The organism is Pseudorhizobium halotolerans (assembly GCF_902153235.2).
Taxonomy (GTDB): Bacteria; Pseudomonadota; Alphaproteobacteria; order Rhizobiales; family Rhizobiaceae; genus Neorhizobium; species Neorhizobium flavum.
Window position 1 is genome coordinate 286,062 of the sequence record NZ_CABFWE030000011.1, and the last position, 25,713, is coordinate 311,774.

A 25,713-nucleotide genomic window follows, 5' to 3' on the forward strand; every position below is an offset into this window, starting at 1 on the left:
AGGTCCGATGGTGAAGCAACTTTTCCGGCGTCTTCTCCCTGCCAGGAACGATCGACCCCAAGGACGGCAGAAGCTCTTCTTCGACCGGCGTCCCGAGTTGATCTACGTGATCGGCGACGTCCATGGCTGCATGTCGCTCCTGCGCAAGATGGAAAGTATCATCGCCGCAGATGCCGAGGCGTGTGAGGGAGAGAAGTGGATCGTCCTGCTTGGAGACTATGTCGACCGCGGACCGGAAAGCGCCGCGGTGCTCGACCACCTGCTGGCTCGGCCACCCGCCGGCTTCAGGCGCTTCTGCCTCGCAGGCAATCATGAACAACTCATGCTGTCCTATCTGGGGGCTCCCGATCCCAACCACTTCTGGCTGGGCCTTGGCGGGCACGACACACTTCGCTCCTACGGCCTCTACGAAATGGCCGAGCGATCTTCGTCGATGAAGGCACTGCTCGAAAGCCATGTGCCGTCCGAGCATGTCGACTTTCTCCAGACGGCGCCATCGCTGCTGGCTGTCCCCGGCTTTGTTTTCGTCCACGGCGGCATCAGGTCCGGCGTCACGCTGGAACAGCAGGCCGACGAGGATCTCCTGTGGCTGCGGCCGTCGCCCGAGACCACATCGCCCGCGAACGTCATCGTAGTACACGGGCATACGCCGGTCGATGACGTCGAGATCTCGCCGGGCAGGATCAATGTCGACACGGGAGCTTACGCCACCGGTCTATTGTCGTGCGTCAGAATTGATCGTAACAACAGCATAGTTAAGCTTGCGGCGAGTTAACTAAACAAGGCGAGTAAGCATGGTGCTGTTTTCTCTTTCCTGTATTGATAACGCCTGAAAAGCCATTCGATTCGATGACACATATTCATCGCGCATTCGGGAAAGAGCATGCAAAGCGATATCGATCTCCGTAGCCTCCTCGGCATTGTCCGCCGACAGCTCTGGCTCATCCTCTCGATCGTGGTGGGGCTGACGGCACTGGCGGCCATCATCACCTATTCGCTCGAGCCACGGTACTCGGCCTCGGCACAGGTCTTCGTCGATACGGCGGCCAAGGGAATCCTCGATGCCGAAGAGCCTACTCGAAACTCGGGCTCCGACAATGCCCGGGTGGATACCGAAGTGGTCATCACCCGCACGGACGAAATCCTCCTTTCCGTCATCAACAGCGAAAATCTCGTGGCCGACGACGAGTTCGGCGTGAAGATTTCCTTGACCGACCGCGCCCTGCAGTTGCTCAGGCTCAAGTCCGCCGCAGCGCCTGCACCGGAGGAGGCCGCGGCCGACGTTCTGGACAATTTTCGCGACTCCGTCAGGGTGAGCCGGCGTGGCATGACCTATGTCATCGATGTCACCGTGACGTCCGAGGACCCGGCAAAGGCAGCGCGGCTCGCCAATGCGGTGGCGAAAGCATCGATCCAGAAGCAGATGGACACCAAGGTCGCAGCCATCCGGGAGGCGCGCGATCGCGTCCAGCCGGCCCTTGAGCAGGCAAGGCAGACGCTTACATCCACCTCCCGCAGCATCGACACCTTCATCGATCGGAATATCGAACTGCTGCGAGAGCAGGGGTCGCCCAGCGTCGGCATGTTCTACGACGAGCTGACCCGTATCCGCAGCCAGCGCGAGCGGGATTTCCAGCGACTTCAGACGTTGGACCAGACCATCCGGCAGAACGACTACGCTTCGCTTTTCCAGAACCTTCAATCCGATGCCGCAAGGGAGTTGCAACAGCGCCAGGAAGAGCTTGCGGGTCAGATTGCGCAGGCGGACGCCAACGAGGCGATCGAACTGCGCGCCGAACTGCAGCGCGTCACCGAGTCCATCCGGAACGAAGCCGCCCGTGCAATGGACCAGTACCGTGGCCAGCTTGCAACGGCCGAGCAGCAGGAGACGTCGATCCGCTCGAACCTGCTCAACGCCGTGATGGGGAGCAACCTTCCCGACACCGCGGTCGGGGATCTCTACAGCCTTGCCAATCAGGTCCAGAGCGCGAAAAAGAACTTTGACGACCTGTCGATGCAGGCCGGCCGAATGGACATCCTGGCTGCCCTTCAGCTTCCGGATAGTGGCGTCATCTCCAATGCCACGCCGCCTCGCGAACCGTCCTATCCGCGGAAGGGCGTGATCCTGCCCCTGGCCTTCATGATGGCGCTTGGCCTAGGCGTCGGCCTCGCATTCGTTCGCGAATACTTCGTGGGCGGACTGACGAGTGAGGACCAGGTGGAGACCGTTCTGCGGCTGCCACTTGTATCCGTCACCCCGCGGGAAGCGGAGGAAACCAAGGCGGAGACGGGCGCCCAGACCCTGTCCGACATCATCATTCGATCACCCCTCTCGATGTTTGCGGAGTCGGTGCGACGCATCCGGGTCGCGATCGACCAGCACCTGTTCAAGAAGCAGGGGATCCGCGAGGAGGGCAGCGGTGGCACGGTGATCATGGTCTCCTCTGCGCTTCCCAATGAAGGCAAGTCGACCATGGCGCTTTCGCTGGCGCGGACCTATGCGCTGTCAGGCAAGCGGACGCTGCTCATCGACTGTGACCTGCGAAAGCCCAGTCTCCACCGCCACCTCGGGCTGGAGCCGAGCACCGGTTTCGTTGAGTTTCTCCGGGGTGCCGAAACCGGCGCCTCGCTGCCCAAGCTCACGGTCACGGATCAGCCGACGGGCCTGACCGTGCTCCTGTCCGGGCGACGCAGCAGTTTCCCCACCGACGACCTGTTCATGGGGCCGGAGATCGCACGCCTGATCGCCGTCGCACGCCGCAACTTCGACTACATCATCCTGGACACCCCGCCGGTAGAACCGGTCGTCGACGGGCTCTATCTCGCGCGGCAGGCGGATGTCATCACGTTCATCGTTCGGTGGGCTGTTACGCCTCAGGCCAGCGCCAAGCATGCCGTGGCAGCGCTGCGCGAGAGTGCGCCTGAAGGGACACCGATCCTTGCCGTCCTGAACCAGCAGGAGCGCGCCAAGCTCTTCGGCTACTATTCCTATTCCGACTATTACGTGGACTAGAGCTTCTCCAGGTAAGGAAGGTCCTCCGGATGAACCTCCTGGGTCACCCGGTGGATCCGATCGATGGCGCGGTCACGCGAAACCTGCAGATGCCGGCGAAGAGCGTCTGCTGCAGCAGTAACGTGGCCGGCCTCCAGCTTCTGGACGATGTCGAGATGTTCGGGCAGGAATGGCTCGGCGCCGAACAGTCGCGGCATCCACCGATAGAGGAATCTGTGCGCGATCAGCAGGGCCTGCGGCAGGCTGATCGCCTGCATCATCGGGCTGTTTTCGCAGTAGCCAAGCATCGTGACGTGCAGGTCCTCCTCCAGCCGGTCCAGGTCCGGGCCGGTCAACGTCTCCGCGCTGCTGATCGCAGCTTCCAGCCGTTCCCGGATCTTCGGAAGAAGCTCCGGAGGCAGGCGGGATGCCGCCTTTTCCAGGGCCACCGGCTCGAGCAGCCAGCGCAGCTCATAGAGTTCACCCACATGCTCCGGCGTCATCGCCGGGGCGATCCACCGGGAGCGATCGTCTTTTCGCACCAGGCCCCTCTGCTGCAACCGCGCGACCACGTCCCGTGCGACGGTACGGCTGACGTCATAGTAACGGGCAAGTTCCGTCTCGTTGACCCTCCACCCGGCGAACGACGTCCGAGCCGCGATTTCGCTCTCCACCTCACCATAGATCCGGGCCCAGGTCGCCAGCTGCGTCAGGCGCATCTCGTCACCCGAGCCAGGGACAGCCGCACCGTCACCGAAGGTCTTGTCCTTCGGCTTTGCAACCCGATAACCGCGCCCGGACGACTTCAGCAGCAAGCCCTCCCGTTCCAGTTCGCAAAGCGCCTGCCGGGCGGGTGCGCGGCTTATGCCGAACTGCTCCGCCAGGCCCGACTCGCTGAGCCGTGTGCCCTCCGCCAGCACGCCCTGCACAATCTGTCCCGCGACGATCTCAAACACCTGCTGGTAAAGGCGGGGGACTGTCCCAGCCACCGTCTTTGCCCCCTGGGCTTGCGAGCCAGGCTCGCCCTCCGAAGCCATGTCCCCTCCTCCGGATCGTTCAAGCTACGGTTGTCACGACATCGAGCTTAGCAGCTTGCGCGACCGCCATCAAACGACGGAGGCTCGCAGATGCAGCAGCGGGGTTGATAAAACCAGGATCTAACGTATAGTGTACACAGAGGACATTAAGGAGAAGAAGCATGGGTGGTCGTCTCGCGGGCAAGAATGCTCTCGTGACCGGGGCCGGACAGGGGGTCGGCCGGGCGATCGCCATTCGATTCGCTGAGGAGGGAGCGAGCGTTGTGGCAACCAGCCGCAGCATCGCCAAGATGGAAGACCTGACAGAGATCTCTTCTCGCATCACGATTGCAGAACTCGACGTCACCGACACCTCGGCGATCAGGAAAGTCTTCGGCGCTGCCGGCTCTCTGGACATCCTCGTCAACTGCGCCGGCTGGGTCCACAATGGTTCGATCCTCGACTGCGACGAGGAAGCCTGGCAGAGAAGCCTGGACCAGAACGCGACTGCGGCCTTCCGCACGATCAAGGCGACATTGCCGTCGATGGTCGAGCGTGGCGGTGGGTCGATCATCAACGTTGCCTCCGTGGCATCCAGCATTACCGGCGTCGCCAATCGGGCTGCATACGGTGCAAGCAAGGCGGCGATGATCGGCTTGACCAAGGCCGTGGCGCGCGACGTGATCGCCACCGGAGTTCGCTGCAACGCGCTTTGCCCGGGAACCACGCATTCGCCGTCCCTTCAGGACCGTATCGACGCCAGCGACGATCCTGCGGAAATGCACCGGGCATTCATCGCCCGTCAGCCGATGGGGAGATTGGGAACAGTGGAGGAGATGGCGGCGGCCGCGATCTACCTCGCGAGCGACGAAACTGCATACATGACCGGCCAGCTTCTGGTCATCGATGGAGGCCAAACACTTTGAATTCGCCAGTCAGAACGTCAGGGAGCGACGTCGTCCATGCTTCCATCGAGGCGACCGACGGCTTCTGCCGGAAGGTGTTTGCCGCGATCGGCGCCGACGAAGCCACGGCGGACGCTGCCACCCGGGCCATGATGCACGGGTCGCGGCTGGGCGTCGACAGCCATGGCGTCAGGCTTCTCGCTCACTACGTGAAGGTCATGGAGGCCGGCAGGGTCAACCGGCGGCCGAATGTCCGGATCGCGCAGTCCTTCGGCGCGGTCGCCTCTCTCGATGCCGATCACGGCCACGGGGCTCTTGCCGCCTATCGCGGAATGGACCATGCCGTCGCTCTTGCCGAACAGTTCGGCGTCGGCGCCGTCTCGATCCGCAACGGCTCGCATTTCGGACCTGCCGGCGCCTATGCCATGGCGGCTGCGGAGCGAGGCTATATCGGCCTTGCGGTCTGTAATTCGGACAGCTTCGTGCGTCTTCACGACGGGGCGATGCGCTTCCATGGCACGAACCCCATCGCCTTCGCCGTTCCGGTGGAGAACGACCAGCCATGGCTTCTCGACATGGCGACGAGTGCCATTCCCTACAATCGCGTGCAGCTTTACCGAAGCCTCAGCGTAAAACTGCCAGAGGGTGTGGCATCGGATGAAGCCGGGCGGGACGTCCGGGATCCGGAACAGGTCGAGATGCTCGCGCCGGTCGGGGGCGAATTCGGCTTCAAGGGTGCCGGGCTTGCCGGAGTTGCCGAGATCCTCAGCGCGGTCATTTCCGGGATGGGCCTGAGCTTCGATCTCCTGCCAATGAACGGGCCGGACCTGTCGACTCCCCGCGGTCTTGGCGCCTTCGTGCTGGCACTCAAGCCGGGAGCCTTCGTCGACCGAGCGGTGTTTGAAGCTGGCATGAAGCGATACGTCGAGGTGCTCCGGTCGTCGCCGGCCCGTGAGGGCACCAGCGTCATGGCGCCGGGCGATCGCGAATGGAAGGTCGCGGCGGAGCGGCGCCGGACAGGCCTGCCGCTCGATCCGGCGACACGCCAGGCCTTTGCCGAGCTTGCCGAAAAACATGGACTGACGCCACCCTTCGATAGGTGAAGGGAGTCTTGGCCGGCGGGCAAGGCCGGCCGGTTCTGCCGGCATCCGGGAGAGGGTGCCGGAACACGACAACAAGTGGAGGAGAGAGCATGAACAGGATAGCCAAGAAACTGCTGCCGCTGCTCGCGGCGACAGGCCTCGCTGCCATCACCACGCAGGTGGCAACGGCGCAGGACACTTTCACCTTGCGGTTCAACCACGTCCTTGGACCGAGCGAGCCTTTTCACGAGGGGTTCATGAACTGGGCCAAGAAGGTCGAAGAACGCACCAATGGCGGCCTGAAGATGGAAGTCTATCATAGCGCCCAGCTGGGTGTCGAAGAAGACATCATCGAGCAGATCCGCCAGGGCGCGAATGTCGGCCAGAACACGGACTCGGCCCGTCTCGGCAACTACGTTCCCAGTATCGCGGTGATGAACGGTCCCTATTTCGTCGATTCGCTGGACGAGGTCTGGAAACTCTCCGAGTCCCCGACACTCGCCAAATGGCAAGATGAGCTTGCAACGCAGCACGGGCTAAAGGTTGTCTGCTTCGACTGGGTCCAGGGCTTCCGGCACTTCTTCACCAACAAGCCGATCAGGAAGCCGGAAGATCTCTCTGGGCTGCGTATCCGCACTCCGCCGGCGCCCATATGGCAGGAGTCGGTCCGTGCACTCGGCGCGGCACCCACCGCCATGGCCTTCGGCGACATGTACCCTGCCCTGCAGCAGCAGGCGATTGATGGCGTGGAACTCGTCTATGCCAACATTCCCGGCGGTCGTTTCTACGAGGTGCTGAAATACGCTAACGAAACCAAACACATCATGCTGATCAACTTCCAGGTCGTCAGCGCGCAGTGGTTTGATCAGCTGCCCGCGGAGTACCAGACGGCTCTGGTCGAGGAGTGCAAGGCGGCAGGTCGTGAAACATCGCAAAAGATCGCCGATATGGCCGAGACCATCAAGGCAGACCTGCAATCCAAGGGAATGGAGGTCGTGAGCGACGTCGACATCGAGGCCTTCAAGGCCGCAGGCGAGAAGGCGTACGAGGTGCTGGGGATTACCGACGCCAAGAATGCCGTTCAGGCCGAACTCGGCAAGTAACGAGAGGAAAGCCGGCCACAGGAGACCCCCATGCGAACGCTCTACGACATGATCGGAAAAGTCGAGGCGGTGGTGGCCGGCATCCTGCTGATCCTCATGGTCCTGCTGATCTTTGCTGGAGGATTGGCGCGGCTTGCCGCCCATCCCCTCAACTGGACCATGGATTTCGCGACATGCTTCTTTGCCTGGGCCTGCTTCATCTGCGCCGACATTGCGTGGCGCCGGGACAGTCTCATGTCCATCGACCTGCTGACCGACCGGCTTCCCGCCCATGCACAGCGGGCCCTGACCTACCTGAACTACATGATCCTTCTGGCCTTCCTGGCGTTCGTGATCATCTACGGTACGCAGCTTGCCTGGACGAGCCGCGCCCGCAGTTTCCAGGGCATTCCCTGGATCAGCTATTCATGGGTGACGGCCAGCCTGCCATCCGGCGCGCTGCTGCTCATGCTGACGACCGTGGTCAAGACCCTCGACCTCCGGCATGGTCGCCGCGTCATCTCATCTGCTGGCTGAGGTGATCGGATGCTTCTCGTCACCATCGCCTTCGTCGTTCTGATGCTTATCGGCATGCCGGTGGCCTTTGCCATCGGCATTTCCGGCGTCGTCTTCTTCCTGCAGCACCCGGAATTGCCAATCACCATCCCGCTGCAGCAGACGATCTCCACCACCCAGAACTTCGCGCTCCTGGCCATTCCGCTGTTCATCATGGCGGGCAACCTGATGAACGCCTCGGGTATTACCGAAAAGCTGCTCGATCTCTCGTCCGTCATTGCCGGGCGAATGAAGGGCGGCTTGGCGCAGATGTCGCTGGCGCTCTCCGCGCTCATGGGTGGCGTCTCCGGCTCGGCCATCGCCGATGCCGCCATGCAGAGCCGGATGCTCGGCAACGAGATGATCAACCGCGGGATGTCGAAAGGCTTCACCGCCGGCGTCCTGTCCTTCGGAGCCATCCTGACGCCGATCATACCCCCAGGCCTCGGTTTCATCATCTATGGCACGATCGGGCAGGTCTCGATCGGCCGTCTGTTCGCGGCTGGCATCGTCCCGGCCTTTCTGCTCTGGGCAGCGCTTGCGATAACGGTCTCGATCGTCGCCAACCGGCGGGGCTATCCTCCAGCCCGCACCACGCGCGCAACGCTTCCCGAGATTGGCGGCGCGCTTCGCGGTGGCATATGGGCGATCCTCTTCCCGGTCATCCTGCTCGCAGGGCTGCGTTTCGGAATCTTCACGCCGTCCGAGATCGGGGCCTTCGCCGTCATCTACGCCGTCCTGATCGGCGTGCTCGCCTACCGCAAGCTCAAGGTCGCGTCCTTCCGCCAGGCCCTTGAGGGGAGCCTCGCCGATGTCGGCGCAGTTATGTTCCTGATCGCACTCTCGGCGATCTTCAGCTACGGGATCGTGCTAGAGCGCGTTCCGGAACTGATATCCGGCGCAATTCTGTCGGTCACCGACAGCTTCTACGGCGTGCTGGCGCTGATCGTGCTGTTCATCATTGCCTGCGGCTTCTTCATCGATGCAACCGTGCTCATCATCATGCTGACGCCGATCTTCCTGCCGCTCGTGCGCAGCCTCGGCGGTGACCCGGTCCATTTCGGCGTCGTCTTTGTCGTCGCGGCGACCATTGGCAACTTCACACCCCCGGTTGGTGCGGCCATGTATGCCGTCTGCTCGATCCTCAGGGTCCGGATCGGCGACTACACGCGGGAATCCGTGCCGCTTATGATCGCCATCGCCCTTGTCGCCCTGCTTCTGGTTTTCGTTCCGGGCGTAGTCCTCTTCCTGCCTAATATGCTCTTCGAACGCTGATCATGCCAATCCACTGCCGGCTATGCTCCGTCAACGCGTGCTGATTAGCCTGATCATTTAGGTATTCACTTGCAGAATCTGAGCAGGGCCGGGTTAATACTATGTAAAGTTAGTGGACCTATAGTATTGAGTTTTACTACCGCGTGTGCCATTAATTACGTCAAGTTGACGAACATCGCCTGGAACCTTCCATGGTCCGCGACCGTTCTCAACGGCGTTGAAGTTTTTTAGGCTCCCTTCGGAAGCCAGTTAAGGATGTAACAATGAGCGCCTTCTCGAAATCCACGCTTTCATTGTCGGCGGCGGTGCTTGCTCTGTCCATGAGCCTCTCCGCTCCGGCAATTGCGCAGGTACCTTCGACGCCTGCAGAAGTAACGGCCGCAATCGAGGCCGCTGTCGCCCGCAATGCTTCCGATGACGAAATCGCCGAGATCGTTCGTGTGGCGATCCTCGCCAATCCGGCAGCAGAGGACGATATCCTCGAAGCCGCCCTCGCTGCGGCACCCGACACCGCGGCCGACGAGATCGCCGCGGCAGCCGAAGCGGCAGGCAGTGAGGGAACGGGTGCTGGTGGTGGCGGAGCAGGCGGTGGCGGAGCAGGCGGTGGCGACGGAAGCGATCCTGGCGAGGACGGCATCGCTCCCAATCCAGCCTCCCCGACCTGATCGGCCGGGAAGACATTCCGTACCTATTTGGCAAGGGCCGTCCGCTAAATTTCGCGGCCGGCCCTTGCCGGCTGCCATACCTTGGGGTTGCTGGTTGCGACCTTGAGGTAGCGGTATCCCGATTGCCCCCTCAGCACGATCGACTTGCGAATGTTGTCCAGCACGTAGTCGCCCTTGTCGGTCTTGACGATCAGCACGGCGTGGAGCTCTCCGCGGCTGGTGCGTGCCGTCGCTAGGCGAAGCGCTCCTGCCGGAATGCCGGCACGAATGAGGCGGCTCCGTTTCGTCAGTGCAAAGTCCTCACAGTCGCCCGCGTTTCCGCCCACGTTCCATCTCTCCGCTTTCTCCGACCGATAGCGGATAGAGTCGTTTACGGTGTCGTTCACCCGGCGCAGCAGCGCCGCCGTGCCAGAGGTATAAGCGACCTTGGACGCTCCACCGCCTCTGCACTCCGATTGGTTCTTGATGCAGAAGATCTGGTATCCGATGGGCGCAGCAACGGTCCGCGAAGTTTGCGGCTTGGCGGTGCGCGCGGCGCCGAGACTGATTGCTTCTGCAGAGGTTGCCATGGCGGCGAGCGCCGCAACTGCGATTGCGAACTTCCTGAACATGATGCTTCCTTGCCTGTCTGAGCCGGTCTTGTCTTTCTTCTGCCGGCTCATCCGGCGGCAAGGGCATAATGCCATGAGGTCGCGCCTCATCCATGCCGATACTATTAGCCGATGCTCATCTGCATCCGCTTAAGCCGATTGCTAAACTTGTTTCGAAATGGCTCTTTTTGACCCGGTCGCGACGAAAATCACGTCCCGTCCGCCAGCCGGATCTGCAGCTTGACGTCCGAAGCCTTGCCTGCCGCCGCGCGTTCGAAGGCCGCGATGGATTGGGAAAAGTTGAAGGTTGCCGTGATGAGCGGCTTCAGGTCGACCTTGCCGGACGCAATCAGTTCCAGAGCACGGTCGAAGATGTTGGCATAGCGGAAGACTGTCTCGATCCGTACTTCCTTCGAGATCGCCCCGGCCACATCGAAGGAGACTTTCTCTACCGGCAGCCCGACCAGCACCACTGCGCCGCCGGGGCGGACAAGATCGAAAAGGCCATCGAAGGCCCGCGGACTGCCGCTCGCTTCGAACACCACGTCGGCACCCCAGCCACCCGTCGCTTCCGCGATGACCCCGGCAAACGGGCGTTCCGTGATGTTCACCGGCAAGATCCCCGGATACTGTTCTGCGACCGCCAGCTTTTCGCTGCTGAGGTCGGAGATGAACACGCGGCTGCAGCCGGCCGCGAGTGCCGCCAGCGCCACCATGATGCCGATCGGCCCGCAGCCGATCACCGCCGCCACGTCTCCCGGCTGAAGTCTCGCCCGCGTCGCTGCCTGCATGCCGATCGCAAATGGCTCGACCATGGCGCCTTCCGCAAAGGAGACATTGTCCGGGAGCTTGTAGGTGAAGGCAGCCGGATGGACGGTAAAAGGGGCGAGCACGCCATGTACCGGCGGCGTTGCCCAGAAATGCACGTCCGGATCCACATTGTAGAGACCGAGCTTCGACGCACGTGAGGAGAGGTTTGGAACGCCAGGCTCCATGCAAACCCGGTCCCCGACGTTCAGATGCTTCACCGCGCTCCCCACCTCCACCACCGTTCCGGCAGCCTCGTGACCCAGTACCATCGGTTCGCGCAACACGAACGGACCAATCCTTCCGTGCGTGTAGTAGTGGACGTCGCTGCCGCAGATGCCGACGGTATGGATGGCGATCTTCACGTCGTCTGGCCCGACCGTCAGCGGAAGGTCGATGTCCCGCAATGACAGAACGCCTTTTTCCTCCAGTACCAGTGCCTGCATGGTTACGATCCTCTTTGTTTCCCTGCAGATTCTAGCCGATCCGATAGGGCGTCGTCTCGCGTCGATCGGGATCGACGAAAATCCTGCGGCGGAAGGGCGGCACAGCCCTGCTCGCGCAGTTGACGCGTTCGCAGATGCGACAGGAAATACCGATTGGCTCGAAGCTCGACCGCTCGGTGAGGTTCAGATCGTCCGCATAGACGAAAGCCTCCGCGTAGGAGACTTCGCAACCGAGCGCCAGGGCGTAGCTCGGTTGCTGGGAGCGGAAGCCTCCGAGCCCCTTGTTCACCTGGATGGCGAGACAGAGGTAGCGCACCCCATCCGGCGTCTCCGCCAGTTGGCGAATGATCCGCCCGGGTGCCTCGAAGGCCTGGTGTGCATTCCAGAGCGGGCAGGCCGCTCCGAAGCGGGCGAACTGCAGCTTGGTCGCGCTGTGGCGCTTGGTGATGTTACCCGCCCGGTCGATGCGGGCGAAGAAGATCGGCACGCCCTTGAGACCCGGCCGCTGCAGGGTCGACAGACGGTGACAGACCTGCTCCAGCGACGCCCCGAAACGCGCCGCAAGCAGTTCGATATCATGTCGCAGCTCGCGTGCAGCCCGCAGGAAGGACTGGTAGGGCATGATCAAGGCGCCTGCGAAATAGTTGTGCAGGCCGATGCGGCAGACATCCACCGCCTCATCCGTCCGAAACCCGGCGCCCCGTGCGATGGCGTCGATCCTCTCGGCCGCATGCATCTGGGCGATCTGGACCGCAGCCTGGAAGTCACGCGTTTCGGCCGGTGCATAGGGGTTGATGGTCAGTATGCGGCTTTCGCCATCGAAACGGCGCAGCGCATTTTCCGCCATCGGCTGATAAACGACCCGGATGCCATAGGCCCGCTCGAGGTGGTCTGCCAGCACCGCATGCCTGCTGTTGTCCCTCAGCCCAAGCTCGCCTGCCAGCCGTTCCGCCTCCGTGTCGAGGTCGTGCAGGTAGTTGTCGACAAAGTGGAAGAAGTCGCGCACCTCGTCATAGGGGGTGGTCTCCACGGCTGCGGCCCGCCCCAGGCGGTCGTCCATGCTGGCAAGTTGTTCGCTGTTGCGCCGATAAGCCTGGTGAACGGTGATCAGTGCGTGGGCAAGCCCGGGCGCGTTCTGCGTCACCAGCTTCAGTTCCTGCAGGCTGGGCGCATAATTGTCGAAGAGCGGATCCGACAGCGCCTCCGCCAGTGCCGAGAGCAGCCGGTCGGATTCACCGGTCGATAATTCCGCAAGGTCGAGCTGGAACTTGTCGGCAAGCGCCAGAAGCACGGCGGCGGAAACCGGACGCTGGTTGTTCTCGATCTGGTTCAGATAACTGGTCGAGATACCGATCCGTTCGGCGAACTGGCTCTGCGTCGCATTGCTCGCCGCCCGCAGTTCCCGTACCTTCCGCCCGATGAAAAGCTTGCCGATCGCCATGTTCGCAATTTCGCAGTTTCGACTTTGCGATTTTATAATTTGGCAATTGCACGCGTTCAATGCTTTTCCGCTGCGGGCATAGCAAATAAGGAAGAGCGTATAACCTGGGGAGTTGCGAATGCGTGCAGTGCTGCATGAGTTGGAGAAGCGCCGGTCGGAAGCCAGGCTTGGCGGTGGCGAAAGACGCATCGAGGCACAGCACGGCAAGGGCAAGCTGACGGCGCGGGAACGGATCGAGGTCCTGCTTGACGAGGGCTCCTTCGAGGAGTTCGACATGTATGTCACCCACCGGGCGGTCGACTTCGGCATGGCCGAGCAGAAGATCGCCGGCGATGGCGTCGTGACCGGCTGGGGCACGATCAACGGCCGGCAGGTCTATGTCTTCTCGCAGGATTTCACCGTCCTCGGCGGCTCCCTTTCCGAGACCCATGCCCAGAAGATCTGCAAGATCATGGACATGGCGGTGCGCGTCGGCGCGCCCGTCATCGGCCTCAACGATTCCGGCGGTGCGCGTATCCAGGAAGGCGTCGCCTCGCTCGCCGGCTATGCGGAAGTCTTCCGCCGCAATGCCGAGGCCTCCGGCGTCATCCCGCAGATTTCCGTCATCATGGGACCGTGCGCCGGCGGTGCCGTCTATTCGCCGGCGATGACCGACTTCATCTTCATGGTGCGCGATTCATCCTACATGTTCGTCACCGGTCCGGACGTGGTGAAGACCGTCACGAACGAGATCGTCACCGCGGAAGAGCTCGGCGGCGCCGGCACGCATACAAAGAAATCCTCCGTCGCCGATGCCGCCTACGAGAATGACATCGAGGCGCTGGAGGCGACGCGGCGGCTCTTCGACTTCCTGCCGCTCAACAACCGCGAGAAGCCGCCGGTGCGGCCCTTCCATGACGATCCGTCGCGGCTCGAGATGCGGCTCGACAGCCTGATCCCCGATAGCGCGGCAAAACCCTATGACATGAAGGAACTGATCGCGGCGATCGCCGACGAGGGCGACTTCTTCGAGATCCAGGAGGCCTTCGCCAAGAACATCGTCACCGGCTTCATTCGGCTGGAGGGCCAGACGGTCGGTGTCGTCGCCAACCAGCCCATGGTGCTTGCCGGCTGCCTCGACATCGATTCCTCCCGCAAGGGCGCCCGTTTCGTGCGCTTCTGCGATGCTTTCTCGATCCCGATCCTGACGCTGGTCGATGTGCCGGGCTTCCTGCCGGGCACCGCGCAGGAATATGGCGGCGTCATCAAGCATGGTGCCAAGCTGCTGTTCGCCTATTCGGAAGCGACGGTGCCGATGGTGACCCTCATCACCCGCAAGGCCTATGGCGGCGCCTATGACGTCATGGCGTCCAAGCACATCGGCGCGGACATCAACTATGCCTGGCCAACCGCCGAGATCGCGGTGATGGGCGCCAAGGGCGCGACCGAAATCCTCTACCGCTCCGAGCTTTCCGACGCGGAGAAAATCGCTGCCCGCACGGCCGAATACGAGGAGCGCTTCGCCAACCCCTTCGTCGCCGCCGAGCGTGGCTTCATCGACGAGGTGATCATGCCGCACTCCTCCCGCCGCCGCATCGCCCGCGCCTTCGCGTCACTCCGGAACAAGCAGGTGACGACGCACTGGAAGAAGCACGACACGATCCCGCTTTAGAGGGCAGACGCGACGACGGAATGGCTGAATAATCTTGAAGAGAGCATCAAAAGCATTACAGCCCGCGGCTAATTGCAGCGGACCTTCCTATATCCCCGGTGTCACCCACTGACGCTCCCTTAAGAAAAGGATCGATCCCATGACCGACACCGAGAAGTTTCCGCCCGAGAAGAACCTCCCTGCCGGCTATGTCCCGCCGAAGGTCTGGACCTGGGAGCCCGGGAACGGCGGCGCGTTTGCCAGCATCAACCGGCCGGTCGCGGGTGCGACGCATGTCAAGGATCTGCCGGTCGGCAAGCATCCGCTGCAGCTCTATTCCCAGGGCACGCCGAACGGGGTCAAGGTTACCATCATGCTGGAGGAACTGCTCGCCGCCGGCCATTCGGATGCCGAATACGATGCCTGGCTGATCCGGATCGGTGACGGCAACCAGTTCGGTTCGGGCTTCGTCGAGGTCAATCCGAACTCGAAGATCCCGGCGCTGATGGACCACCGGCCGAAGGACGGCGGCAAGCCTCTGCGGGTCTTCGAATCCGGCTCGATCCTGGTTTACCTGGCGGAGAAATTCGGCGCGTTCCTGCCGACGGAAACGCGGGTACGCACCGAAACGCTGAACTGGCTGTTCTGGCAAATGGGCTCGGCCCCCTTCCTCGGCGGCGGCTTCGGGCATTTTTACGCCTATGCGCCGATGAAGATCGAATACGCCATCAACCGCTACGCCATGGAGGTGAAGCGGCAGATGGACGTTCTCAACCGCCACCTGGCGGAGAACGAGTACATGGCCGGCAGCACCTATACGATTGCCGACATGGCGATCTGGCCGTGGTACGGGCGGCTGGCACTGAAGGATGCCTATGACGACGCCGGCGATTTCCTCTCCGTCGACGAGTATGAGCACGTGCAGCGCTGGACGAAGCAGGTCGGCGAGCGCACTGGCGTAAAACGCGGCTTCATGGTCAACCGCACCTCCGGTGACCCATCAAGCCAGCTGCTCGAGCGCCACGACGCCTCGGACTTCGAGACGAAGACCCAGGACAAGTTCGGCGGCGACCCCGCAGCCAAGGTCTGAAGGAGACGAGGATGGCAAACCTGCCCGACATGACCAAGCACCGAGGTTTTCCCTCTGGCATGCCGGGAACCGGCGTCCAGTTCACCATCCGCCGGGCCAATCCGAAGGGCGTGACGCCGATCAAGGCGCTGCCCCGCCACCGCAGGCCCGGCACCAAGGAGCACCGCATCGACGCGGCCTTCCTGCATGCCCTTTGGCATCATTTCGGCGACGAACCCTTCGAACGCGGAAATCTCGACGCCGCCCGCATCAATCTCCTGTTCGGACGCGAGATCGTTCCCGCCGAAAAGGATTTCGACCCTACTTCCTACGAGGCCCTGCTGATGATCAACGAAAAGGTCGCGCGGCAGAGTTTCCCGGAGTCCTTTGAAGACGTATTCGAGGTGTGACGGTGACAATCAAGAAGATCCTCATTGCGAACCGCGGCGAGATCGCCTGCCGCGTCATCCGGACCGCGAAGAAGATGGGGATCGCCACCGTCGCGGTCTATTCCGATGCCGACCGCGACGCGCTGCATGTGCGCCAGGCGGACGAGGCGGTGCATATCGGCCCCGCGCCCTCGTCCCAGTCCTATATCGTCATCGACAAGATCCTCGACGCAATCCGCCAGACGGGCGCCGATGCGGTCCATCCGGGCTACGGCTTCCTGTCGGAAAACCCGGCCTTCGCCGAGGCGCTGGAGAAGGAAGGCGTGACCTTCGTCGGGCCGCCGGTGAACGCGATCCAGGCCATGGGCGACAAGATCACGTCGAAGAAGCTCGCGGCGGAAGCCGGCGTCTCCACCGTTCCCGGCCACATGGGCCTGATCGAGGATGGCGATGAGGCGGTGCGGATCTCCGCATCTATCGGCTATCCGGTGATGATCAAGGCTTCGGCCGGCGGCGGCGGCAAGGGCATGCGGATCGCCTGGGACGATGCGGAGGCACGTGAGGGCTTCCAATCGTCGAAGAACGAGGCGAAGAGTTCCTTCGGCGACGACCGCATCTTTATCGAGAAGTTCGTCACCGAGCCGCGCCACATCGAGATCCAGGTGCTCGGCGACAAGCATGGCAACGTCCTCTATCTCGGCGAGCGCGAATGCTCCATCCAGCGCCGCAACCAGAAGGTCATCGAGGAGGCACCCTCGCCCTTCCTCGACGAAGCGACCCGCCGCGCCATGGGCGAACAGGCCGTCGCGCTTGCGAAAGCCGTGGGTTACCATTCCGCCGGAACGGTAGAGTTCATCGTCGACGGCAGCCGCAACTTCTACTTCCTCGAAATGAACACCCGTCTGCAGGTGGAGCACCCGGTCACCGAGCTCGTCACCGGCATCGACCTGGTGGAGCAGATGATCCGCGTCGCGGCCGGCGAGAAGCTCTCCTTCGCGCAGGAGGACGTGAAGCTCAACGGCTGGGCGGTCGAAAGCCGGCTCTATGCAGAAGATCCCTATCGGAACTTCCTGCCCTCGATCGGCCGGCTCACCCGCTACCGCCCGCCGGCCGAAGGCAGCCAAGCGGACGGAACGGTGGTGCGTAACGATACCGGCGTCTTCGAGGGCGGCGAAATCTCCATGTACTACGACCCGATGATCGCCAAGCTCTGCACCTGGGCGCCCAGCCGGCTCGAGGCGGTGGGCGCCATGAGCGATGCACTGGACGATTTCGAGGTTGAAGGCATCGGCCACAACCTGCCCTTCCTGTCTGCCGTGATGGAACATCCGCGCTTTCGCGAGGGCCGGCTCACCACAGCCTTCATCGCCGAGGAATTTCCGGAAGGTTTCTCGGGCGTCACGCCTGACGCGGATTCGGCGCGCAAGCTTGCCACGATCGCTGCCTACCTCAATCAGATGCTGCAGGAACGGGCGGTGCAGATAACGGGCACGATCGGCAATCACCGTCGTGTCGTCGAGCGGGACTGGGTTGTGACCCTGGCACAGCGCGACTATCCGTTGACGGTAGATATGTCGGCAGATGGCACCATCGCGCGCTTCGCCGACGGTGCGACCGCCTCCATCACCGGCGGCTGGGTTCCCGGCCAGTCCCATGCCCGCTTCCACGTCGATGGCGTAACGCTTGGCGTCAAGGTCGATCTTGTCGGCACGGCGATCCGCCTCCGCTGGCGCGGCATTGACGTCACCGCCCGCGTCCGCAGCCCGCGCGTCGCCGAACTCGCCCGCCTCATGCCGGTCAAGCTGCCGCCGGATACGTCGAAGATGTTGCTCTGCCCCATGCCGGGCGTCATCACCTCGATCGTGGTGAAGCAGGGCGATACCGTCGAGGCCGGCCAAACGCTTGCCAGCGTGGAGGCCATGAAGATGGAAAACGTCCTGAAGGCCGAGCGCCGGGGCGTCGTCAAGCACATCGCCGCCAGCGCCGGGCAGAGTCTCGCGGTGGACGAGCTGATCATGGAGTTCGAATAGAATAGATAAGGGGAAGACTTCCCGTAGCGGGTCGAAGAAAATCAGCAGCTTGAGAAAAATCAAGGCGTAGATCGTCCCCGTCGCGTGAAGGTGATGCAGACTAAGCCCGTCCCGCCGCGGATACACCAGGAGGCGTCCTGGCGAGGCGGGGCCGGCGCTGGTGGTGGAGGGACGACGTGAACCTTCATCATCGGGGTCCGCGGAAAATGGTCTCCCTCCGGCGACCGGGGCGGAAGAAATGCAGTCGGACCGACGTTTCTTTCGATTTCCCGTTATTGCGCGCCGGGTGTGCCTGTGAGGCACAAAGGGTGACGGGGCCGCGCCACGCGGCGTCCGAGAAGTGGAAACACTTTGATGGTCGCGCGGCGCAGGTGGATGACGAGGTTCAAGGGTAGTCATGGCCCGGACCTCGTAAGCTGAGGGCGTCCATGACCCTTCCCCGGAAGGCGGCGCTACTGTTCCCACAATCCCCGCCATCGCAGAGAGACCGGAGTCGCGGATAACAACCGCCGAACGGGGCGCTGAGAGGTGCCACATAAACTAACTTTACGAGGCAGCTTTCAGCGCCCCGACCGAACTGAACAACAAGCCACGGCGGAGCCTTCCGCGCGTGAACAAAGGCGTATCGAGGAGCGACCAATGTCGGAGAAGACCCTGAAGGATTGGGAGCAGCTTGCCGAGAAGGAGCTGAAGGCCTCGCCGAAGACGCTGGTCTGGGAAACGCCCGAGGGAATCGACGTCAAGCCGCTCTACACGGCGCAGGATCTCGAAGGGGTGAACCACCTCGACAGCCTGCCGGGTTTCAAGCCCTTCGTCCGTGGCCCGCGGGCCACCATGTATGCCGGCCGCCCCTGGACCATTCGCCAGTATGCCGGTTTCTCGACCGCGGAAGCGTCGAACGCCTTCTACCGCCGCAACCTCGCGGCCGGTCAAAAGGGCCTCTCCGTCGCCTTCGACCTCGCCACCCATCGCGGCTACGATTCAGACCATCCTCGGGTGGAGGGCGACGTAGGCAAGGCAGGTGTCGCGATCGACTCCGTCGAGGACATGAAGATCCTGTTCGACGGCATCCCGCTGAAGGAGATGTCGGTCTCAATGACCATGAACGGCGCGGTGATCCCGATCCTCGCCTCCTTCATCGTCGCCGGGGAGGAGCAGGGCTGTTCGCGGGCCGAGCTGTCCGGCACGATCCAGAACGACATCCTCAAGGAGTTCATGGTCCGCAACACCTATATCTATCCGCCGGAGCCTTCCATGCGGATCGTCGCGGACATCATCGAGTACACCGCGAAGGAGATGCCGCGCTTCAACTCGATCTCGATCTCCGGCTACCACATGCAGGAGGCCGGCGCGACGCTGGTGCAGGAGCTCGCCTTCACGCTTGCTGACGGCCGCGAATATGTTCGGGCCGCACTCGCCAAGGGCCTGAACGTCGATGATTTCGCCGGCCGCCTCTCCTTCTTCTTCGCGATCGGCATGAACTTCTTCATGGAGATCGCCAAGCTGCGCGCCGCGCGCCTCCTCTGGTCGTCGATCATGGAGGAGTTCAAGCCGCAGAAGGCATCCTCGCTGATGCTGCGCACCCACTGCCAGACATCCGGCGTCTCGCTGCAGGAGCAGGATCCGTATAACAACGTCATCCGCACCGCCTACGAAGCGCTGTCGGCCGCGCTCGGCGGCACACAGTCGCTACACACCAACGCGCTCGACGAGGCCATGGCGCTGCCGACGGATTTCTCCGCCCGCATTGCCCGCAACACGCAGCTCATCCTGCAGCACGAGACGGGCATCACCAAGGTCGTCGATCCCCTCGCCGGCTCCTACTACATCGAGAGCCTCACCAACGAACTGGCGGAGAAGGCTTGGGCGCTGATCGAGGAGGTCGAGAAGCTCGGCGGCATGACCAAGGCCGTGGCCGATGGATTGCCGAAGCGGCTGATCGAGGAAGCGGCCACGAAGCGGCAGGCCAGAGTCGACCGCGGCGAGGAGATCATCGTCGGCGTCAACAAGTACCGGCTGGAGAACGAGGACGATCTCGACATCCTGGCGATCGACAACACCGCCGTACGCGCCGCCCAGATCAAGCGGCTGGAGCAGGTACGGCGGCAGCGCGATCCGAAGCGCTTGGAGGAGACGCTCGGGACGCTTTCTGAAGTCGCTCGTTCGGGCCAGGGCAACCTGCTTTCCGCCGCCGTCGAAGCGGCGCGCGCGAGGGCCACGGTAGGCGAGATATCCGACGCCATGCGACAGGCCTTCGGCGACCATGCGGCCGTGCCGGAAGTGGTCGGCGACATCTACGGCGCGGCTTACGAGGACGATCCGGAGTACAGGACGCTTGTCTCGCGCCTCTCCGGCTATGCCCAATCCTCCGGCAAGCCGCGGGTCATGGTCGCCAAGCTCGGCCAGGACGGCCACGATCGCGGCGCCAAGGTGATCGCCTCGGCCTTCGGCGATATCGGCTTCGACGTGCTCGCAGGCCCGCTCTTCCAGACGCCCGATGAAGCAGCGGACCTCGCCGTCAAGGAGAATGTCCAGGTGGTCGGCATGTCGTCACTCGCGGCAGGTCACAAGACACTTGCGCCGCAACTTGTGGAGGCGCTGAAGGCGCGGGGTGCCGCCGACATCATCGTCGTGGTCGGCGGCGTGGTGCCGCGGCAGGACTATGACTACCTGCTGCAGCATGGCGTCGCCGCCGTCTTCGGCCCCGGAACGAACGTGCTGGATGCAGCGAACAAGGTGCTCGACCTCCTGGAGGGCAAGCGCCGCAATATCTGATGCCGTCAAAGTGTTCTCACGAGTTCTCGGCTCAGCGATCGCGGTAGGGCCGTCTACGGTCATAGTCGCGATAGCCGCCCTCTTCCGACGAACCACCAGCCTGCAGCCGGTCGAGAACCTGCAGCAGGAGATCAGCGCAATCCTGGGCTGGCTCGCCATCGGGGCAGCGGAAGGAAATCTTCATCCGGCCGTCCTGAATCCTGTAATGCGCGCCCCGGTGCTCCTTGCCCACATCCCGTCCGTGACCTTGGTCGGGACGATGCATCTCAGCCTCCGGCGGCGGCGGTCCAGAGTCACGGCCGCCGATATCCGTGATGGATTGCGCCAGAACAAGGCTCGGCATCGATAGCGCAGCGGCCGCGGCAGCGATCACAAGCAGCGTCTTCATGGAAAGTTCTCCCGTTCTTCCCGGAAGAACAGCAAGCTTGACGGAATGTTCCGGGGAGCACGCTCAGCCGGCATCCACCAACGCGCCAACATGCTCGCCGATGGCGAGGCAGGAGGTGAGCCCCGGTGATTCTATGCCGAACAGGTTGACGAGCCCCGGCACGCCATGCGCCTGCGGCCCCTGGATGACGAAATCCTGCGCCGCAATCTCCGGCGGGACGATCTTCGGGCGGATTCCGGAATAGGCGGGGATCAGCGATCCGTCGGCAAGACCCGGATAGTAGCGGCGAATGCCCCGGTAAAAGCTCTCGGCCCTTGTCGGATCGACTTCGTAGTCGAGGCCGTCCACCCATTCGACATCGGGCCCGAAACGGCCTTGGCCGGCAAGGTCGAGCGTCAGGTGGATGCCAAGCCCACCCTTTACCGGCACCGGATAGATCAGCCGCGAGAACGGCGTGCGACCGGTCATCGAGAAGTAGCTGCCCTTGGCGAAATACCCCGTCGGCACCCGGTCCTGCGGCATGCCGGCAAGCGATCGAGCCAGCAGAGGAGCACCGTGACCCGCCGCGTTGACCAGCAGCCGGCAGCGCAGCGCCATGGGCTCGTTGCCACCGACCTCGATCTCGATTCCGGCCTCCGTCACGCGCCCTCCGAGAACGGGCGACCGCAGGGCAAGCAGTGCCCCGGCATTCTCCGCATCACCGAGCAGCGAGGTCATCAGTGCATGGCTGTCGATGATGCCGGTCGAAGGCGAAAGCAGCGCACCTGTAGCCGACAGCGCCGGCTCAAGCTCCAATGCCTCCGCTGCGGAAATCTGTCTAAGATCGTCCACGCCGTTCGCTGTCGCCCGGGCCGCGATAGACGGCAGTACTGCGAGTTCTTCGGCGGACGTGGCGACGATCAGCTTTCCGCACTGGCGATGCGGCAGGCCGCGCTCCCCACAATAACGATAGAGGGCATGCTTGCCTGCGACGCACAGTCGCGCCATCAGGCTGTCCGCCGGATAGTAGATGCCGGCGTGGATGACCTCGCTGTTGCGGGACGATGTGCCGGTTCCGATCGCCGGTTCAGCCTCGAGGATCATCACATCGCGTCCGGAAAGCGCCAGCGTCCGGGCAATTGCCACCCCGACGACGCCCGCCCCGACCACCACGCAATCCACTTTCTCCACGTCGCCCTCTCCAATGCTATGCTGCTTCAGAGTGATAACCGAAGGAAGGATCGTCGACAAAGCCCCTCATTTTATCCTCCCGCCATCCCGGTTGCGTCTTAAGTCTACTTGCCGGAGGGATAATTCCGGCGGAGTCTGGTGACGGGAGCAGCCGGTTTCAACCGGGCGAGCAGGAACTATGGTGGGGACGATAGACGGGATGGAGGCAATGGCTTGACGCCACGAACTTCCGGTGAGGCGGTGGCCGGTGCGAGCGCTCCGCTGATTGCCCTCGACACCGTCGTCCTCGATACCGAAACCACCGGGCTCGACGTCCGCCAGGATCGCATCATCCAGATCGGTGCGGTGCGCATGCATGGCGCCGATATCCTGGAAAGCGAAGTCTTCGACGTCATCGTCAATCCGGGGATCCCTATCCCGCCGGCTTCCAGCCGCGTGCACGGCCTTTCGGATGCCGACGTCGCCGGGCGACCCGGTGTTGCCGAAGTCCTGGATGGGCTCAGGGACTTCATCGGCAACCGCGTCGTCGTCGGTCACTCCATAAATTTCGATCTCGCGATGCTTCGCAACGAGGCGCATCGCCACGGTGTGCACTGGAAGGAACCCCGCTGGCTCGACGTCGCATTGATGTCGGTGGCGATCACGCCGGGCCTGGTCAGCCCGTCGCTCGACAATCTGGCGCTGACCTATGGCGTGCAGATCGAGGGGCGGCATACGGCGCTGGGCGACGCCCTTGCGACGGCCGGGGTCTATGCCGGAATGCAGCCGCGCCTCCTCGGCAAGGGCATCCGCACCCTTGGCGAAGCGGAGAACCTCGGACGCTCTGCAACGACGCTCGTGGAGCAGCAGCAGGGCGTCGGCTGGTTCGAGCGCCCGGCCGGCAAGCCGGATTTTGTCCACACCGCGATCGAGGTCGGCAGCCAGCGGGCGATCGACAGCTTCCTTTACCGGCAGCGGCTGGAAGACGTGATGAGCAGTCCGCCGATCACCGTGGATGCCGGCGCCTCCCTGCACGAGGCCGCCCGCCTGATGGCCGACAAGGGCATAGGCTGCGTCATCGTCAGGCAGGCCGATGGGCCGCATGGGATACTGACCGAGCGGGATGTCCTGCGGGTCCTGGCGGACAAGGGTCCGGAGGCCGGGGCGACGCTTGTCGGCACGATCATGACCTCGCCCGTCATCACCGCCCAGGGGGACACCTTCCTCTACCGTGCCCTTGGCCTGATGGCCCGCCGAAACCTTCGCTATCTCGGCGTTCGCGACGAACATGGTGATCTTGCGGGCGTCTTCACCTTGCGCACGCTCCTGCGGGAGCGGGCGCTGTCGACGCTGACGGTGGGCGACGAGATCGCCACCGCGACGAGGCCACGCGAGCTTGCCCGGGTCCAGTCCGCCTTGCCTTCCCTCGCCTCGGGATTGATCTCCGATGGCCTCAATGCGCAGGCGGTGGGGGCAGTGATTGCTGCCGAAGGCCGGGCCATGACGGCACGCGCGGCGGAGATCGCCGAAGGGGAACTACTCGCGGCCGGCCACGGTCCGCCCCCGGCGGAGTACGCCCTGCTCGTTCTTGGCTCGGCCGGCCGCGGCGAAAGCCTGCTGGCGGCGGATCAGGACAATGCGCTCGTGATCGACGACGACTACCACGGCGACCTCGATTCCGACGGGGACTGGTTCAGCCGCTTTTCCACCCGCGTCAACGAGATCCTTGACCGCGCCGGCGTCCACTACTGTCGCGGCGGCGTGATGGCGAAGAACCGTCCCTGGCGCCGTACCCAGGCGGACTGGCTTCGGCAGGCGCGTATCTGGGCGAGCGAACCCTCGCGGCAGGGCTTGGCGAACGTCGACATCTTCTTTGATCTTGCGCCTGCCTATGTCTCGTCGGCGAAGACGACCCGGTTGGCGGACAGTCTTCGTCTGGAATCCGCCCATGTCGCGCGGCACTCGCTCGATCTGCTGCGGATGCTTGGCGAGGACGCCGCGGCACGCTACAGCCAGCTCGGCATGTTCGGCCGCATTCGTAAGGACAATGGCGGACGCGTCGACCTCAAGAACGGCGCCCTTCTGCCGATCGTCTCCGGTGCACGCGTCGTCGCCCTGCGCCACGGCATCTTCGCCCATACCACTCCGGAACGTCTGCGGCAGGCCGCGGCGGCCGCCGGGCGCTCGCAGGCCGATGCGGCCTTGCTTGCCGACATGCACGGCTTCCTGATGCGCCTGATCCTGACCCAGCAGATCACCGATATCGAGGCCGGGCTGAAGCCAGGCGGCACGGTTGACGTTTCGAGACTCAGCCGGCGTGACATGGACCGGCTGCGCGATGCGCTCCAGCATGTCGCCCTTGTTCGCAATGTCGTGCGGGACCTCCTGCAGGTGCCTTGAGTGGTCGACAGTGCCGCTCAGGCGAGCTTGAGGACGCTGTCGATGACCTCGCGGCCGCCGACCACGCCGCTGAACTCCTGCCAGAGGGTTTCGGCAGTCTTCCGCCAATCCTCCGGCCGTTCCGGCTGGAGCACCTGCGTTCCCTGCGAGACAGCTAGGTCGAGCGAGGCCTCTTCGTCCGCCGCCATCCAGCCATTGAAAACTTCGCTCGCCTCTGCGGATATTTCCGCAAGCACCTGCTGCTCCTCTTCCTCGAGGCGATCCCAGAAGTTCTCCGCGTAGAAGACAACGCCCGCGGAGCGGATATGCGCCGTCCGGGTCAGGTAGGGAACGACCTCATGCAGCTTCAGGCCTGCATAGGCGGAGATGGTCAAGTCCATGGCGTCGGCGACGCCGGTGGAGAGGGCGTTGTAGGTCTCGGTGATCGGGATGCCGACGGGGATCGCACCGAAGCGGCTCCAGAGGCTCGTGTGGAGCCGGCTCTGGATCACCCGCATCGTCTTGCCCTGCATCTGCTCCGGCAGCGTGATCGGCTCCTTGGCGAGGAGGTGACGGGCGCCATAGTCGATGAAGCCGCTGGCCACGAATCCGTGACTCGCGAGCCGGCGGACAAGATCGCTGCCGACGTCGCTCCCGACGACGCGGCGCAGGTGAGCGGCGTCACTGTATAGGAACGGCAAGTCGAGTATCTGCAGCTCCGGCACCCATGCGGTGAGGGTCGAGACGGTGCAGAGGCTCGCCTGGATAGAGCCGAGAAGTGCGCCATCCGCCACCTCCTTCTCGCCGCCCAGAGCGCCATTGGGGACGATCCGGAAGCGGAAGCGTCCGGGAAGACGCTCCTCCGCCCTGTCGGCGATCCAGCGCCAGATCCGGGTTTCGGGCTTCTCCTCGCCCAGAAGCGACGCGACCGTGATGACGCTCGTGCGCGCCGAGGCCGATCGAAGGAAGGCGGGGGATGCGAAGGCGGGAGCCAGACCGGCTGCGGCGAGAAGCGTGCGGCGCGTGATCGAAGTCATCGGATATCCTT

At 63.4% G+C, this 25,713-nt stretch carries 21 protein-coding genes; 14 read left to right on the forward strand and 7 right to left on the reverse strand.

Annotation, left to right across the window (positions count from 1 at the left end; genetic code table 11):
* Positions 1-7 precede the first annotated feature (7 nt).
* Both FN060_RS16780 and FN060_RS16785 read left to right on the forward strand, forming a co-directional pair.
* Complete coding sequence (locus FN060_RS16780; RefSeq protein ID WP_142589077.1) at positions 8-775, forward strand: metallophosphoesterase family protein; 768 nt, start codon at positions 8-10, stop codon at positions 773-775.
* A 108-nt stretch (positions 776-883) separates the two neighbouring features.
* A complete protein-coding gene (locus tag FN060_RS16785; protein WP_142589078.1) occupies positions 884-3,013 on the forward strand; it encodes a Wzz/FepE/Etk N-terminal domain-containing protein in 2,130 nt (709 codons plus the stop codon).
* Here FN060_RS16785 and FN060_RS16790 read toward each other — a convergent pair.
* Entirely contained in the window at positions 3,010-4,029 is a 1,020-nt protein-coding gene (locus FN060_RS16790; protein ID WP_142589079.1) for a GntR family transcriptional regulator, read from the reverse strand. The genes FN060_RS16785 and FN060_RS16790 overlap by 4 nt on opposite strands.
* 161 nt (positions 4,030-4,190) lie before the next feature.
* Here FN060_RS16790 and FN060_RS16795 point away from each other — a divergent pair, with 161 nt between their 5' ends.
* From FN060_RS16795 to FN060_RS16820, 6 genes are all read left to right on the forward strand, one after another.
* Positions 4,191-4,934, forward strand: a complete 744-nt coding sequence (locus FN060_RS16795) for an SDR family oxidoreductase (RefSeq protein ID WP_142589080.1) — start codon at positions 4,191-4,193, stop codon at positions 4,932-4,934.
* 44 nt (positions 4,935-4,978) lie between these two features.
* A complete protein-coding gene (locus FN060_RS16800; protein ID WP_425312191.1) occupies positions 4,979-6,016 on the forward strand; it encodes an Ldh family oxidoreductase in 1,038 nt (345 codons plus the stop codon).
* An 89-nt stretch (positions 6,017-6,105) separates the two neighbouring features.
* Positions 6,106-7,098 carry a C4-dicarboxylate TRAP transporter substrate-binding protein gene (locus tag FN060_RS16805; protein WP_142589082.1) on the forward strand — a complete coding sequence of 331 codons (993 nt, stop codon included), beginning with the start codon at positions 6,106-6,108 and terminating at the stop codon, positions 7,096-7,098.
* 30 nt (positions 7,099-7,128) lie between these two features.
* Entirely contained in the window at positions 7,129-7,614 is a 486-nt protein-coding gene (locus FN060_RS16810; RefSeq protein ID WP_142589083.1) for a TRAP transporter small permease, read from the forward strand.
* A gap of 9 nt (positions 7,615-7,623) precedes the next feature.
* Positions 7,624-8,907, forward strand: a complete 1,284-nt coding sequence (locus tag FN060_RS16815) for a TRAP transporter large permease (RefSeq protein WP_142589084.1) — start codon at positions 7,624-7,626, stop codon at positions 8,905-8,907.
* A gap of 263 nt (positions 8,908-9,170) precedes the next feature.
* The gene (locus FN060_RS16820; protein WP_142589085.1) at positions 9,171-9,572 is read left to right on the forward strand and encodes a hypothetical protein; all 402 of its coding nucleotides are present in this window, start codon (positions 9,171-9,173) and stop codon (positions 9,570-9,572) included.
* A 44-nt stretch (positions 9,573-9,616) separates the two neighbouring features.
* On the opposite strand, the gene FN060_RS16825 is transcribed toward FN060_RS16820, so the two are convergent.
* The 3 genes from FN060_RS16825 to FN060_RS16835 all read right to left on the reverse strand — a co-directional run bounded on the left by FN060_RS16825 (position 9,617) and on the right by FN060_RS16835 (position 12,856).
* A complete protein-coding gene (locus FN060_RS16825; RefSeq protein ID WP_183949763.1) occupies positions 9,617-10,183 on the reverse strand; it encodes a transglutaminase-like cysteine peptidase in 567 nt (188 codons plus the stop codon).
* Positions 10,184-10,371: 188 nt separating this feature from the next.
* Positions 10,372-11,415 (reverse strand): NAD(P)-dependent alcohol dehydrogenase, encoded by a 1,044-nt coding sequence (locus tag FN060_RS16830; RefSeq protein WP_142589087.1) that lies wholly within the window; start codon positions 11,413-11,415, stop codon positions 10,372-10,374.
* 31 nt (positions 11,416-11,446) lie between these two features.
* A complete protein-coding gene (locus tag FN060_RS16835) occupies positions 11,447-12,856 on the reverse strand; it encodes a helix-turn-helix domain-containing protein (RefSeq protein WP_142589088.1) in 1,410 nt (469 codons plus the stop codon).
* A gap of 118 nt (positions 12,857-12,974) precedes the next feature.
* On the opposite strand from FN060_RS16835, the gene FN060_RS16840 reads away from it, so the two are divergent.
* The 5 genes from FN060_RS16840 (at position 12,975) to scpA (ending at position 20,749) form a co-directional block, all read left to right on the forward strand.
* A complete protein-coding gene (locus FN060_RS16840; RefSeq protein WP_142589089.1) occupies positions 12,975-14,507 on the forward strand; it encodes an acyl-CoA carboxylase subunit beta in 1,533 nt (510 codons plus the stop codon).
* A gap of 139 nt (positions 14,508-14,646) precedes the next feature.
* Positions 14,647-15,576, forward strand: a complete 930-nt coding sequence (gene yghU / locus FN060_RS16845) for a glutathione-dependent disulfide-bond oxidoreductase (RefSeq protein ID WP_142589090.1) — start codon at positions 14,647-14,649, stop codon at positions 15,574-15,576.
* 11 nt (positions 15,577-15,587) lie between these two features.
* Entirely contained in the window at positions 15,588-15,965 is a 378-nt protein-coding gene (locus FN060_RS16850; protein ID WP_142589091.1) for a ferritin-like domain-containing protein, read from the forward strand.
* Between the two features lie 2 nt (positions 15,966-15,967).
* Entirely contained in the window at positions 15,968-17,974 is a 2,007-nt protein-coding gene (locus FN060_RS16855) for an acetyl-CoA carboxylase biotin carboxylase subunit (protein ID WP_183949765.1), read from the forward strand.
* A gap of 639 nt (positions 17,975-18,613) precedes the next feature.
* Positions 18,614-20,749 carry a methylmalonyl-CoA mutase gene (scpA, locus tag FN060_RS16860; protein ID WP_077548434.1) on the forward strand — a complete coding sequence of 712 codons (2,136 nt, stop codon included), beginning with the start codon at positions 18,614-18,616 and terminating at the stop codon, positions 20,747-20,749.
* Between the two features lie 31 nt (positions 20,750-20,780).
* Here the strand turns inward: scpA and FN060_RS16865 are convergent, their stop codons facing one another.
* Together FN060_RS16865 and FN060_RS16870 are read right to left on the reverse strand one after the other, a co-directional pair.
* Positions 20,781-21,137: a hypothetical protein gene (locus FN060_RS16865; protein ID WP_142589093.1), complete on the reverse strand. Its 357-nt coding sequence runs from the start codon at positions 21,135-21,137 to the stop codon at positions 20,781-20,783.
* A 63-nt stretch (positions 21,138-21,200) separates the two neighbouring features.
* Positions 21,201-22,307, reverse strand: coding sequence for an NAD(P)/FAD-dependent oxidoreductase (locus tag FN060_RS16870; RefSeq protein ID WP_142589094.1), 1,107 nt, complete (start codon positions 22,305-22,307; stop codon positions 21,201-21,203).
* A gap of 213 nt (positions 22,308-22,520) precedes the next feature.
* Between FN060_RS16870 and FN060_RS16875 the strand changes: the two genes are divergently transcribed.
* Positions 22,521-24,686: a DUF294 nucleotidyltransferase-like domain-containing protein gene (locus tag FN060_RS16875; protein WP_210310697.1), complete on the forward strand. Its 2,166-nt coding sequence runs from the start codon at positions 22,521-22,523 to the stop codon at positions 24,684-24,686.
* Positions 24,687-24,703: 17 nt separating this feature from the next.
* Here FN060_RS16875 and FN060_RS16880 read toward each other — a convergent pair whose 3' ends face one another.
* Positions 24,704-25,702 carry a TRAP transporter substrate-binding protein gene (locus FN060_RS16880; RefSeq protein WP_142589095.1) on the reverse strand — a complete coding sequence of 333 codons (999 nt, stop codon included), beginning with the start codon at positions 25,700-25,702 and terminating at the stop codon, positions 24,704-24,706.
* Positions 25,703-25,713 lie beyond the last annotated feature (11 nt).

Bases quoted from the DNA above. Each gene is read 5' to 3' on its own strand.
- FN060_RS16780 (WP_142589077.1), top strand. From the start codon at position 8: ATGGTGAAGCAACTTTTCCGGCGTCTTCTCCCTGCCAGGAACGATCGA.
- FN060_RS16785 (WP_142589078.1), top strand. From the start codon at position 884: ATGCAAAGCGATATCGATCTCCGTAGCCTCCTCGGCATTGTCCGCCGA.
- FN060_RS16790 (WP_142589079.1), bottom strand. From the start codon at position 4,029: ATGGCTTCGGAGGGCGAGCCTGGCTCGCAAGCCCAGGGGGCAAAGACG.
- FN060_RS16795 (WP_142589080.1), top strand. From the start codon at position 4,191: ATGGGTGGTCGTCTCGCGGGCAAGAATGCTCTCGTGACCGGGGCCGGA.
- FN060_RS16805 (WP_142589082.1), top strand. From the start codon at position 6,106: ATGAACAGGATAGCCAAGAAACTGCTGCCGCTGCTCGCGGCGACAGGC.
- FN060_RS16810 (WP_142589083.1), top strand. From the start codon at position 7,129: ATGCGAACGCTCTACGACATGATCGGAAAAGTCGAGGCGGTGGTGGCC.
- FN060_RS16815 (WP_142589084.1), top strand. From the start codon at position 7,624: ATGCTTCTCGTCACCATCGCCTTCGTCGTTCTGATGCTTATCGGCATG.
- FN060_RS16820 (WP_142589085.1), top strand. From the start codon at position 9,171: ATGAGCGCCTTCTCGAAATCCACGCTTTCATTGTCGGCGGCGGTGCTT.
- FN060_RS16825 (WP_183949763.1), bottom strand. From the start codon at position 10,183: ATGTTCAGGAAGTTCGCAATCGCAGTTGCGGCGCTCGCCGCCATGGCA.
- FN060_RS16830 (WP_142589087.1), bottom strand. From the start codon at position 11,415: ATGCAGGCACTGGTACTGGAGGAAAAAGGCGTTCTGTCATTGCGGGAC.
- FN060_RS16835 (WP_142589088.1), bottom strand. From the start codon at position 12,856: ATGGCGATCGGCAAGCTTTTCATCGGGCGGAAGGTACGGGAACTGCGG.
- FN060_RS16840 (WP_142589089.1), top strand. From the start codon at position 12,975: ATGCGTGCAGTGCTGCATGAGTTGGAGAAGCGCCGGTCGGAAGCCAGG.
- yghU (WP_142589090.1), top strand. From the start codon at position 14,647: ATGACCGACACCGAGAAGTTTCCGCCCGAGAAGAACCTCCCTGCCGGC.
- FN060_RS16850 (WP_142589091.1), top strand. From the start codon at position 15,588: ATGGCAAACCTGCCCGACATGACCAAGCACCGAGGTTTTCCCTCTGGC.
- scpA (WP_077548434.1), top strand. From the start codon at position 18,614: ATGTCGGAGAAGACCCTGAAGGATTGGGAGCAGCTTGCCGAGAAGGAG.
- FN060_RS16865 (WP_142589093.1), bottom strand. From the start codon at position 21,137: ATGAAGACGCTGCTTGTGATCGCTGCCGCGGCCGCTGCGCTATCGATG.
- FN060_RS16880 (WP_142589095.1), bottom strand. From the start codon at position 25,702: ATGACTTCGATCACGCGCCGCACGCTTCTCGCCGCAGCCGGTCTGGCT.